Source organism: Halorubrum shenae, assembly GCF_051194165.1.
Taxonomy (GTDB): domain Archaea; phylum Halobacteriota; class Halobacteria; order Halobacteriales; family Haloferacaceae; genus Halorubrum.
On the sequence record NZ_JBLZNI010000003.1, the window covers coordinates 207,402 to 219,778 of the forward strand.

Annotated in this window: 10 protein-coding genes; 1 reads left to right on the plus strand and 9 read right to left on the minus strand. The window is 67.6% G+C overall.

Annotated elements, in window-relative coordinates; all coding sequences use genetic code 11:
* Positions 1-13: 13 nt before the first annotated feature.
* The gene (locus tag ACNS88_RS05810; RefSeq protein WP_435094806.1) at positions 14-2,731 is read right to left on the minus strand and encodes a heavy metal translocating P-type ATPase; all 2,718 of its coding nucleotides are present in this window, start codon (positions 2,729-2,731) and stop codon (positions 14-16) included.
* Between the two features lie 509 nt (positions 2,732-3,240).
* Positions 3,241-3,855 (minus strand): AsnC family transcriptional regulator, encoded by a 615-nt coding sequence (locus ACNS88_RS05815; RefSeq protein ID WP_435094808.1) that lies wholly within the window; start codon positions 3,853-3,855, stop codon positions 3,241-3,243.
* Between the two features lie 131 nt (positions 3,856-3,986).
* Between ACNS88_RS05815 and ACNS88_RS05820 the strand changes: the two genes are divergently transcribed.
* Positions 3,987-4,184 carry a heavy-metal-associated domain-containing protein gene (locus ACNS88_RS05820; RefSeq protein ID WP_435094809.1) on the plus strand — a complete coding sequence of 66 codons (198 nt, stop codon included), beginning with the start codon at positions 3,987-3,989 and terminating at the stop codon, positions 4,182-4,184.
* Between the two features lie 104 nt (positions 4,185-4,288).
* On the opposite strand, the gene lpdA is transcribed toward ACNS88_RS05820, so the two are convergent.
* From lpdA to ACNS88_RS05855, 7 genes are all read right to left on the minus strand, one after another.
* Positions 4,289-5,761: a dihydrolipoyl dehydrogenase gene (lpdA, locus tag ACNS88_RS05825; RefSeq protein ID WP_435094811.1), complete on the minus strand. Its 1,473-nt coding sequence runs from the start codon at positions 5,759-5,761 to the stop codon at positions 4,289-4,291.
* Positions 5,761-7,404: a dihydrolipoamide acetyltransferase family protein gene (locus tag ACNS88_RS05830; protein ID WP_435094813.1), complete on the minus strand. Its 1,644-nt coding sequence runs from the start codon at positions 7,402-7,404 to the stop codon at positions 5,761-5,763. The genes lpdA and ACNS88_RS05830 overlap by 1 nt, the downstream gene beginning before the upstream one ends.
* A 22-nt stretch (positions 7,405-7,426) precedes the next feature.
* Positions 7,427-8,413: an alpha-ketoacid dehydrogenase subunit beta gene (locus ACNS88_RS05835; RefSeq protein ID WP_435094815.1), complete on the minus strand. Its 987-nt coding sequence runs from the start codon at positions 8,411-8,413 to the stop codon at positions 7,427-7,429.
* 1 nt (position 8,414) lies between these two features.
* Complete coding sequence (gene pdhA, locus ACNS88_RS05840; RefSeq protein WP_435094817.1) at positions 8,415-9,518, minus strand: pyruvate dehydrogenase (acetyl-transferring) E1 component subunit alpha; 1,104 nt, start codon at positions 9,516-9,518, stop codon at positions 8,415-8,417.
* Between the two features lie 287 nt (positions 9,519-9,805).
* Positions 9,806-10,210 carry a DUF8146 domain-containing protein gene (locus ACNS88_RS05845; RefSeq protein WP_435094819.1) on the minus strand — a complete coding sequence of 135 codons (405 nt, stop codon included), beginning with the start codon at positions 10,208-10,210 and terminating at the stop codon, positions 9,806-9,808.
* Between the two features lie 105 nt (positions 10,211-10,315).
* On the minus strand, positions 10,316-10,996 hold the full coding sequence (locus ACNS88_RS05850) for an RPA family protein (protein ID WP_435094821.1): 681 nt from the start codon (positions 10,994-10,996) through the stop codon (positions 10,316-10,318).
* On the minus strand, positions 10,997-11,923 hold the full coding sequence (locus ACNS88_RS05855) for a replication factor A (protein WP_435094823.1): 927 nt from the start codon (positions 11,921-11,923) through the stop codon (positions 10,997-10,999).
* Positions 11,924-12,377 lie beyond the last annotated feature (454 nt).

The window sequence follows — 12,377 nt, forward strand, 5'->3', positions numbered from 1 at the left end:
CGGTCGACCTTCCTCACCGCAGCCGACCGAGCAGCCGGTAGTCACGATCAGGCACGTACCGGCGGAACAGAAGGCTGTTGGTGAGCACGCTCACGCTGGACAGCGCCATCGCCCCGGCCGCCAGCGCGGGCTGGAGCAGCCCGAGCGACGCCAGCGGGATCATCAGCGTGTTGTAGCCGAGCGCCCACACGAGGTTCTGTTTGATCTTCTGGAGCGTCGCGTCGGAGATGCGGATCGCCTTCGCCACGTCGAGCGGGTCGTCGCGCATCAGGGTCACGTCCGCGGCCTCGATAGCCACGTCCGTACCGCTTCCGATGGCGGTGCCGACGTACGCGACCGCGAGCGCGGGGGCGTCGTTGACGCCGTCGCCGACCATCATCGCGTGGCGTCCGTCGGACTGGATCGCCTCGACCGCACCGGATTTGTCCTCGGGAAGGACCTCGGCGCGGACGTTCTCGGGGTCGATCCCGACCTGCTCGGCAACGGCACGGGCGGTGCGCTCGTTGTCGCCCGTGATCATCATCACGTCGGCACCGCGCTCGCGGAGGGCGGTGACGGCGTCGACCGCACTCGGCTTCACAGTGTCCGCGTCGGCGACGATTCCGACAAGACGGCCGTCGTTCGTGCCAGCGGGCACGCGGGCGACGAGCATCGCCGTCTTCCCCTCGCTCTCTAAGCGTTCCATCGTCTCCGCGGCGGGCGAGGGGTCGATCCCGTTGTCGCGCAGCAGCTTCCTGTTGCCGACCAGCACCTCACTGGCGTCGTCGGAGTCGGCCGACGCGACCGTCGCACGGACCCCGTGACCGGGGATATTCTCGAAGCCGTCGGGCGACCCCACGTCGATCCCGCGCGCTTCCGCCCCGTCGACGATGGCGCGGGCGAGCGGGTGTTCGCTGCCGCGCTCGGCGGTCGCGGCGAGCCTGAGCACCTCGTCTTCCGCGTCGCGGTCGGCGTCTGGAGCGGTGAGGTCGTCCTCGCCGGCGTTCGCTCGCGACACCGTCCCGCCGTCTGGGGTCGGACCGCCATCAGAGAGCAGCTTACCGTCGCGGTCGAAGGCGACCACGTCGGTCAGCTCCATCTCCCCTTCGGTGAGGGTCCCTGTCTTGTCGAAGACGACAGTGTCGACGTCTTTCGCGCGTTCGAGCACGTCGCCGCCTTTAAACAGGACGCCGTGTCTGGCGCCGATCGTCGTTCCGACCATCGTCGCAGCGGGGGTCGCCAGCCCGAGCGCGCAGGGGCAGGCAATGAGCACCGAAGAGGCGAACACGACGATCGCGAACTCAGAGACCGAGATCGCACCGCCCGCGGCCGCGGGGCCGCCGGCGACCTGTTCCCATAGCGGGAGGGCGCCGACGAACCCGGCGAGCGCCTCCGGGAAGAGGAACCAGACGGTCCCCCACAGCAGGGCGTTGACGATGACCGCGGGGACGAAGTACGCCGAGATGCGGTCGGCGAGGTTTTGGATCTCGGGCTGGCGCGACTGCGCCTCCTTGACCGTCCGGACGATCTGCTTGAGCGCGGTGTCGGCGCCGACCTTCGTCGCCTCGACCACGAGCATCCCGTTCTCGTTCACCGTGGACCCGACGACCTCGTCGCCGACCTCCTTCTCGACGGGGACCGACTCGCCGGTCACCATCGACTCGTCGACCGCGCTCTGGCCGTCGACGACGACCCCGTCCGTCGGGATCTGCTCGCCCGGGCGGACCTTCATCCGGTCGCCGACTTCGACCTCGTCGAGGGGGACCTCCCGCTCGGTCCCGTCCTCAGCGACGAGCGTGGCCGTGTCGGCCTCCATCTCCAGCAGCTTGCGGAGCGCCTCGCCGGCCTGCCCCTTCGAGCGGGCCTCGAGGTAGTTACCCAGCGTGATGAACACGAGGATGAACGCGGCCGTGTCGAAGTACAGGCTCCCGGCGATCACGCCCGAGAGCGACGCGACCGAGTAGAGGTACGCGGTCGTGGAGCCGAGCGCGATCAGCACGTCCATGTTGGCGCGCCCGTTCGTCACGAGCGCCTGGTAGGAGTTCTTGTAGAACGGACGCCCCAAGACGAGCTGGACGGGCGTCGCGAGCAGGAACTGGACCCAGCCGATCGAGACGCCGGAGACGGTCTCCGGGAAGAGCTCGCCCCCGAACAGCAGGTGGTCGGCCATGAACGCCAGCAGGGGCACCGAGAGGACCGCCCCGAAGAGGGTCAGACGGAGCTGTTTGCGGATCTCCTCCTCGCGGGCCGCGTCGCGGGCGTCCTGGCCGGAGCCGCTCTCGCCGGCCTCGCCGGATCCCTCTCCCTCGCCGTCGCCGCCGCTCCCGCTGCCCTCTCGAACCGGCGAGTAGCCCGCCGACTCGATCGCGTCGTAGAGGTCTCCGAGGGTCGCGTCCGCGGGGTTGTACCGGACCTGCGCCTCGTCGGTCGCGTAGTTCACGGTCGCCTCGATCACGCCCGGCGTCGATTCGAGGGCGTCCGCGTTGGCCTCCGCGCAGTTCGCACAGGTCATGTCGGTGATGGCGACGGAAACGGTCTCGCTGACCGCGCCGTAGCCCGCGGACTCGATCGCCTCGAATATCTCGCCGAGCGAGACGACCTCCGGATCGTACTCGACTGACCCCTCGTCGGTGGCGTAGTTGGCGTTCCCCGACGCCACCCCGTCGAGGTCGTCGAGAGCGTCCTCGATCGACGCCGAGCAGTTGGCACAGGACATCCCTGTGACGTTCAGATGGGCTGTTCTCGTTGGCATGGGTATTACTACGGGTCCCACCCTTAGGCAGTTTTCTGCTTCGAGACCGCGGGTCCCGATGGGGCGAAAGCTTCGATTCCAAAGCGGCGGTCGCATCCAAGAAATCGACTCGATCGAAGATCCGACTTAAAAAAGAGCGGTGGCGCGCGCCGTGAGCGGGCCGAAGGCCCGCGAGCGACCGTGCGAGGGAGCCCGCGACGGCGTTTATAAACGCCGTCGCGACGAGGCTGGGGAGGCGTGAGGTGCGGAGCGGTCGGGGTGGGGCTCAAAGGGGCAGCCGCGAGACGGGCGCAGGCGATGTAAGCACCGCAGGGAGCGAACGGAGTGAGCGACCGAGGAGCGCAGCGAGCGTGCGCCCGTCTCGCGGCTGGGGCTTTGGAGGTGTTCACCGTCGATCCGTCGTCAACAATCACTTATAAACGAGCGGCTGGGGCTTTGCGGACAGCTACCGGCACAAAAACAAGATTGGAATGAGCGAGCGAGGGAGTACGACAGACCGACCCGTCGAATCACACCCCTTCCTCCAACCGCTGGAACCGCTCCTGAAACCGCGACAGACAGGACGAACAGCAGAAGTGGTACACCTCGTCGTCGATCCGCGCCGTTTCGCCCTCGCTGTCGACCGTATTCGAACACTCCGCGCAGGTCAACGCGAACTCCACGCCCTCGATCGATGGCGTCCACTCGAACTCGTCGACCAGCGTGACGGCGTAGTCGTCGACGGCGACTCCCTCGAACAACCCGGCCACCCACTCCCGCGCGGTTCGACCATCGACGCGGGCGTACACGCGGAGGTCGCCCTCGGCCGTGACGAAGACGTGTTCGACCGCATCAGCCTCCCGAACGCGCTCGCGAGCGTCATCGAGGGCGTCCGGTCCGTCGGCGGACGCCCCACCGATCGGCAGTTCCACGTCGATCAACACCGGAACGCCCGCTCGGAGCTTCGTGCGGTCGACGTCGACCGTGAATCCCTTGATCACGCCGGTCTCCTCAAGCCGGGTGACGCGGTCCGAGACCGCCGGTCCCGACAGCCCCACCCGATCGCCGATCTCGCTGAACGGGCGCCGGGCGTTCTCGGCCAGCAGCGACAGGATCTCCAGATCGGTCTCGTCGAGGTCGCGCATGGCCCCCGGTACGGGCTCGATATATAAGACAGTTGGGCAGTTTGGTTCGGATCCCAAAGTCAAATTGCTGTGTGAGCCCCGATCGCAAAGTAAAAAGCGACAAAGTACTGTCTCCCCTATCAGTAGCCGCAATGAGTCGAACCATCACCGTGGAAGGTATGTCGTGTGAACACTGCGAACAGAGCGTCACGGAGGCGCTCGAAGGCGTCGACGGGGTCGAGCGCGCGACCGCAGACCACGAGAGCGCGTCCGCGAGCGTCGAGGGCGACGCGGATCCGGGCGCCCTCGTAAGCGCGGTCGACGAAGCGGGCTACGAGGCGTCTGCCTGACAACGCGTCGGCCTCACGACGCGTCGGCCTCACGACGCGTCTGCCTCACGACGCCACCGTTTAAAAAGGAACGCGGGCAGCGAGCCCGCCGATTGCTACTCCTCCTACCGATTCAGCGTGTGAATCGCCTGTCCGCAGGCGTTCTCCGCGGCCTCCATCACCGCCTCCGCGAGCGTGGGGTGGGTGTGGACCGTCGACGCCACGTCCTCCAGCGTCGCGCCCATCTCGATCGCGAGCGCGACCTCGGCGATCAGCTCCGAGGCCTCCGGCCCGACGATCTGCGCGCCGAGCACGAAGCCGGTCTCGTCGTCGGCGACGATCCGAGCGAACCCCTCGGTGTGTCCGGTCGTCATCGCGCGCCCGGAGGCGTTAAGCGGCATCTGGCCGACGACGGGGTCGAAGCCGTCCGCCTCGGCTTCCTCCTCTGTCAACCCTACCGTCCCGATCTCGGGGTCCGTGAAGACCGCCGCGGGGATCGCCTGCCGGTCGAGCGCGGCCGGCTCGCCCGCGATCACCTCGGCGGCGACGATCCCCTCGTTCGAGGCCGCGTGCGCGAGCATCGGGTCGCCCGCCACGTCGCCGACGGCGTGGATGTGCTCGATCGCGGTGCGGGTGCGGTCGTCCGTGTCGATGAAGCCGCGGTCGTCCGTCTCGATCCCGGCGTTCTCCACGTCGAGCCCGTTCGTGACCGGCTGACGCCCGACGGCGACGAGGATCTTGTCGGCGCCGTATGTCGACTCCTCGCCATCGCCGGACTGCGTCCGGCTGCCAGAGGCGCTTTGCGCCTCGCTGTCCTCGGTCTCCGTGTGGAGGAGGTAGCCGCCGTCGGCGCCCTCCGACCACTCGCTCGCGCCCTCGCCGAAGTGGAACTCGACGCCCAGTTCCTCGGCGCGCTCGCGGACGATCCGCTTCACGTCGTCCTCGTAGGGGTCGAGGATGTCGTCGAGCATCTCGACGACCGTCACGTCGGCGCCGAGCTTGGCGTACGTCGTCGCCAGCTCCATCCCGATGTACCCGCCGCCGACGATCCCGAGCCGGTCCGGGACCGTGTCGGCGTCGAGCGCGTCGGCGGAGCTCCAGACGTGGTCCTCAGCGAAGTCGAAGCCGGGGATCTGGATCGGGCGCGAGCCGGTCGCGACGATCGCGTGTTCGAACTCGATCGACTCGGAGCCCTGTCCCTCGCCGCCGTGAGCGACGCGAGCGGTGTGCTCGTCGACGAACGACGCGGTCCCCTCGATCAGGTTGACGCCGTTGGCCTTACAGAGCTTCTCGACGCCCCCCGTCAGTTGGTCGACGACGCCGTCTTTCCACTCGACCATCTTCCCCATGTCGACGGCGGGGTCCGCGTGGATCCCCATCGACTCGGCGTTGCCGGCCTCGTGGGCGAGCCCCGAGCCCGTGATCAACGCCTTCGAGGGGATACAGCCGCGGTTCAGACAGGCGCCGCCGTAGGCGTCCTTCTCGACGAGCGTCGTGTCGAGTCCCTTCTGTGCGGCGCGGATGGCGGCGACGTAGCCGCCCGGTCCCGCGCCGATCACCAGTACCTCCGTTCCGGTTGCGATGTCTCCGACGACCATTATTGAGTTAACAGCAGCAGCGGGTGTTCAAGGTGTTCCATCACGGTGTTCGCGAACTCGGCCGCGACCGCGCCGTCGATCACGCGGTGGTCGATCGACAGCGACAACGGCAGGGTCGGCGCCGCGACGACCTCGCCGTCGCGGGCGACCGGCCGTTCCTCGATGGCGCCCAGCCCGAGGATTGCGGTCTCGGGGTAGTTGATGATCGGCGTGGCGTACTCCCCGCCGATGGCGCCGAAGTTCGTGATCGAGAACGTGCCGCCCTTCATCTCCGCCGGCGTGAGTTCGCGCTCGCGGGCGCGAGAGGCGAGATCCCTGACCTCCGCGGCCAGCTCGAAGAGCCCCTTCTCGTCGACGTTCTCGACGACCGGCACCATCAGTCCGGCGTCGGTCGCGACGGCGATCCCGAGGTTGTAGTCGCCCTTCAACACGATCTCCTCGTCGTCCTCGCGGAGCTCGCTGTTGAGGGACGGGTATGCCTTCAGTCCCGCGACGATCGCCTTCATGACGAACGGCATGTAGGTGAGCGACACGCCCTCGGCCTCGGCCCGCGGTTTCAGCTCCTCGCGCGCCTCGACCAAGGCGTCGACCGCGGCGGTGTCGTGGTGGGTGACGTGCGGCGCGGTGTACTTCGACCGCTCCATCTGCTTCCCGATGGTGCGCCGCACGCCGCGGTACGGGATAGTCTCGTCGGCCGCACCGGGCGCGCTCGGTTCGGCCGCGCCACCGATACCCTCGGCACCGGCGTCGGCGTCCGCACTCGGCGCAACGTCGACCGGCGCCGGCTCGGGCGCCGAATCGGAAGACTCCGACGCCGGTGCCTCGGCGTATGTCCGGACGTCCTCTCCGGTGACGAACGCCTCGTCGTCCCGCGTCTCGTCGGTCGGCACATCGTCGATGTCGACGCCCAGCTCACGGGCGACTTTCCGGGTCGCGGGCGTCGCGAGCGTCGTCTCGCGGCCGGCAGGTTCGGAGGCGGTAGACGGGGTGTCCGCCAAAGATTCGACGGATCCGTCGTCGCCGTGCTTTTTGACGGCCGACTTCCGGCCGCCGGATCCAACGTCGGTCGGCGTCGGCGCCGGCGCCTCGTCGGAGCCGGAATCGCCCGCGTCGGCGCCTCCGGCGCCGCCCTCCGCGTGTGCCCGCACGTCGGCTTCGCTGATCCGGCCCCCGGGACCGCTCCCGTCGACGGCGGCGATGTCGACGCCCAGTTCGCGGGCGAGCCGGCGGGCCGACGGCGGCGCGAAAGTCCGGCCGGACGGGGTGGCCGCCTCCGCTTCGCCGTCGACGTCGGGTTCCGCGTCGGCGTCTGCCTCCGGCTCCGACTCGGCGGCGTCCGTCTCCGTCGCGTCGGTCTCGTCCGTCTCGGACTCGTCTGCTTCCCCGCTTGCCTCGCCGTCCTCGCCGACGCGGAACGAGATGATCACGTCGCCGACGGGGACCATGTCGCCCTCCTCGACGAACAGCTCCTCGACGGCCCCGTCGTAGCTCGACGGGACCTCGACGAGCGCCTTGTCGGTCTCGACCTCCGCGACCGGCTGGTCCTCCTCGACGCGGTCGCCGGGAGAGACGAGCCAGGTGACCAGTTCGCCTTCGGCGACTCCCTCGCCCACGTCGGGGAGTTTGAACTCTTCGACCGTCATGGGGTGACCTCCGTGTGCATAGTTAGAACTCCACTGCCTCCCTAATACCCCCCTCGATGCGCGCCGCGGTCGGGAGGTAGTAGTCTTCCAGCGCGTACAGCGGGTACGGTACGTCGAAGCCGGTGACGCGCTTCACGGGCGCCTCTTGGTACAGCAGCGCCTCCTCCTGAATGATCGCCGTAATCTCGCCCGCGAGCCCGCCGGTCTTCGGGGCCTCGTGGACGACGACGGCACGGCCGGTGGCCTCGAACGCCTCGAGTATCGCCTCCCGATCGAGCGGGGAGACGGTGCGGAGGTCGACGACCTCGCAGTCGATCCCGTCCTCGGCGAGCGTCTCTGCGGCCTCCAGCGTCGGGCGTGTCATGGCGCCGTAGGTGAACACCGCCACGTCACCGCCCTCGCGGCGGGTGACAGCCTCTCCGATGGGGACGGTGTACGGCTCTTGGGGCACCTCGTCGCGGAACGCCCGGTAGATGAGCTTCGGTTCGAGGAAGATCACCGGATCGGGGTCGCGGATCGACGCCGCCAACAACCCCTTCGCGTCGTACGGCGTCGACGGAATGACGACTTTTAAGCCGGCCTCGTGGGCGTAGAACGCCTCCTTCGACTCGGAGTGATGCTCGGGCGCCCGGATCCCGCCCCCGTACGGGGCACGGAGCGTCATCGGCAGGCTGAACCGCCCCCGGCTTCGGGTGCGGAAGCGCGCCATGTGGGAGACGATCTGATCGAAGCCGGGGTACATGAACCCCGAAAACTGGATCTCGGGGACGGGTTTGAGTCCCATCGCGGCCATGCCGACCGCGGCGCCGACGATCCCCGACTCCGCCAGCGGGGTATCGACGACGCGGTCGCCGCCGAACTCGTCGAACAGCCCTTCGGTCGCGCGGAAGACGCCGCCGTTCTTCCCCACGTCCTGGCCCAACACGAGGACGTCGTCGTCCTCGCGCATCTCGGTGTACAATCCGTCTCGAACCGCCTGTACCACGGTGAGGTTCTGTGTCTCGCTCATACTACTCCTCTAAGAACGCCTCGTCGCCGTGTGCCTCGCGGAACGCCGCGAACTCCTCGTACTGTCGCTCCAGCTCCGGCGGGAGCTCCTCGTACGCGTGCTTGAACATTTCTTCCGGCTTCGGTCGGACCTCCGACTCGGCGGCCTCGATGGCGTCGGCCACCTGCGTCTCGACCGCGGTCTCGACCTCGGCGACGCGCTCGTCGTCGAGCACGCCCTCCGACCGGAGGTACGCCTCTAGCCGCGGGATCGGGTCTTTCTCCTTCCAGCGATCGACTTCGTCCTCGTCGCGGTAGACAGTCGGGTCGTCGGCGGTCGTGTGCGCGCCGAATCGGTACTGGATCGCCTCGATCAGCGTCGGTCGCGGCCGATCGGTGTCGGGATCGCGCGCCTTCTCGACGGCCGCCTTCGTGACGCGGTACACCGCGAGCGGGTCCATCCCATCGACCTGTACCCCGTCGATCCCGTACGCCTCCGCCTTCTGAGCTAAGGTCGCGCTCCGCGTCTGTCGCTCGCGGGGCACGGAGATGGCCCACTGATTGTTGTTACAGAAGAAGACGGTCGGCGTGTCGAACACGCCCGCGAAGTTGACCCCCTCGTGGAAATCGCCCTCGCTGGTCGCGCCGTCGCCAAAGTAACAAAGGAACGCGTCGTTCTCGCCGCGGAGCTTCGAGGCCCACGACGCGCCGGTGGCGTGGGGGACCTGCGACGCGATGGGGACCGCGACCGGGAACACGTTCACGTCCTCCGGCGTCGCGTTACCCGCCTCGTGACCCATCCAGTAGAGCAGCGTTTGTTTCAGGGGGAGCCCGCGAACGAGCGCCGCGCCGTGTTCGCGGTACGAGGGGACCATCCAGTCGTCCTCGTCGAGCGCCGTCGCGGAGCCGACTTGGGCGCCCTCTTGTCCCGACAGCGGCGGATACGTTCCCATGCGCCCCTGTCGCTGGAGACTCACGGCGCGGCCGTCGAAGTGTCGCGCCAGTCGCATATGCCGATACATCTCGATGAGCGCCTCGTCGTCGAGGTCCGGCACGTCGCCGACGACCTCGCCTCCCTCGTCGAGGACGCGGACCGGATCGTCGTACGCCCTATCAAACACGCTCACGGTCGAACCCACCTCTTCATACATCAAGGGTTCGCCGCCCGGGTATTATGGTTTTCGTAAATAATTTATTATAGTCAGAAATCGTGATGAGGGGTGCGAAACTGTCCACCAGAATCGAAGAGAACCGGACGTTTCTGAACAACTCAAGGCGTATCCGGCAATATTTTCGTCGACATCGTCGTTTCGCCGAACAGTACCGAACGATCGGGTAGGTTTCTCTGCGGATCGGAGCCGCGGCTCGGTGAAGCGGGGGAGATCGGGGGACATCGAGGAGCGCCCGCCGTCGACTAGCCGAGCCGGAAGGATGGCTCGTCGGGATCGCCGTCGAGGTCTTCGAGCTGGATCACGTCTTCGTCGCCGTCCTCCAACTGCTCGCGGAGGTAGTTGACGTAGCGTTTGTGCTCCTCCAGCTGCTCGCGGAGGTGATCGGCTTCAAGCTCCAGTCGCTCGTGTTCCCGCACGAAGCTCTTCGGGACCTCGATCTTCGGGGGGAACGACTCCCCGCTGTCGCCCATGCTCTCGAGTTCCGCCTCCGGGATGACGCGGACCTGTCCGTCGTGGGCAACGAGCGTATCCACGTAGTCCCGGAAGACCGCCGACAGCGAGATATCTCGCTCCTCGGCGATGTCACGGAGGGTCTCGAACGCGTCCTCGTTGACGCGGAACGAGATCGTCTTGTTCTTGTTGCCCATTATCAGACTGATCTTCGCGCGGAATACTTAAGCGTTTGTCAGACGGTCGCAAGAAATGGAGCTTCGTTCCGGAGGGCAGACCGGAGTCAGGCCGCGCGGACCGCCTCAGGACTCCGGTGTGCCCGCCGGATCGTCACTCGTGGCGTCATCACTCGTGGCGTCGCCGCCCGCGGACCCGTCATCCGCAGCAGCGTCGCCCGCGAGTTCGTCGCCGGCGCCGTCGTCGAGGTCTTCGAGCGCCGACAGCGCCGCGGTCTTGTACGTCTGGGGGTCGAGCTCGTACTCCTCGCGGGCCATCCGCGCGTACTCGTTTCCGTCGTCGTCGAACGCGGCGACGCGCTCGATCGTTCGCGTGGCCGTCTCCGCGACCCAGCGGTCGCGGGTATCGGCGTCGACCTCGGTGATCGACTCGGGGCGGACCGAGACCCGGACGGTGCCGTCGTCGGTCTCGTACGTCCGGGGTTTCCCGACGACTGCGACGTAGGCGGGCGCCTCCAGGTCGCGGAGCTTGGAGGCGGCCTCGGGCTGGTACTGGCCGGCGTACACGAAGAACGTGCCCGTCGGGTCGACGATGCGGCCGCGCCAGTACTCGCTGTCCTCGCCGACGTCCTCCTTCTCCGTGAGGGTGCCGACGAAGAACACGCGGTTCGACGACTCGCCCGTCGGTAACAGCGCGTAGACGGGGGCGCGTTCGTCGTCGGACTCGGTGAACGTGAAGCCGGCGTCGTTGAACTCGCTCGCGAACACGCGCCGGGCGACTTCTCGGGTGGGGGCAGATTGGCTCATTTAAATCGACCTCGCTTCGATCAGCGCAGTTTCAACGTCGACTGTGCCGGGGTTCTCCATCTCGTCGACCAGGACGTACCGGCCGAAGGTGGGGCCGGTGACGCGGTAGTACCGCCCGAGCACGTCGTCGCCCATTTCCTCGGCGACGACGGTGGTGTCGAGCGCGTCCATCGCCATGTCCTTGGCCTCCGCTAAGCCCATCCCGGTGAGATCCTCGGTGGCCTCGCGGTCGAAGATGACCTCGGTGACGCTCTCGCCGTCGTCGAGGACGCCCTTGATCCGGAGGTCGAACTCGCCCTCGACCTGCCCGTGTTCGGAACACCGCCCGTTCTGGAGGACGCGCGTGCAGTCGTCTTCGGGGCAGCGCTTGATCAGTCCGGAGCCGGACTGGATGTCCACGAGGGCGCCCTCGACGGTGTCGGCGTTGTCGCCGACCTCGATCTCCTCGTCGATCTCGGTGATGCCGGTGGTCCGGTTGAGCTTCACCGAGTAGCTCCCCTCGTACTCGTCCGTCACGACGTTCGAGAGTTCGTACGCCTGTCCCTCCGTCAGTTCGGGGAGGTCCGAGGTCTCGAAGGCGACGAACTTGATCGTGCCCGACTCGTCGCCGAGGAGTCCGACCTGCGAGATCGAGTCGCTGCGGGGCTCCCAGAGGTCGACCAGTTCCACGCGCAGGTCGACCCACTGCTCGTCCTCGTCGATCTCGTTGACGAGGACCGACTCGCTGCCGCCGCGGCCGAGCTCGTCGCGCTCCATCCCCGCGTCGTCGAGGTAGCTGTTGGTGACGCTCCGACGCGCCTCGTCGAGGGGGACGCGGTACTCGTTGACGAGATTTTCCAGCCGCTCCTCAATCTCGTCGGCACCGACGTCGAGGTGGTCCGAGAACTGTTCCGCTATCGCTTCCGCTTCCTGTCGCAGTTCGCTCATGGGGTGTCTCCGCCTCCGGTCGTGTTTCAATGGGAGGCGTACGACGGTTGGTTCCTCACGGTATTAAAAATCCCGCAACCGCGGTGAAAGTGGTCGTCTTCGACGCGCTCGCGCGTGCTTTCGGCGGTTTCGGGCCGTCGACGCCGACTGCGTCAGACGCCCGTCAGCCACGCGCGGGCGCCGTTTCAAGTGGAACGGTACCACGTGAAGAGCCCGCACGCACCAATACGGACTTCCGCAGGAGACGATCGCGGACAGTCACGGCAGCGCCGATGTGAACCACATTGACTGGACGCAACAATCGCTTATAAATAGACGTGCGGTGGCGCGCCTCCGAGCGCCCCGTGGGCGCGAGGAGCCCGCGAGGGAGTCGGTGGTCCGGAGCGAAGCGGAGGACCGCCGACGAGGCTGGGGAGGTGTGAGGTGCGGAGCGGTGCTGTGCGGGGTGGGACTC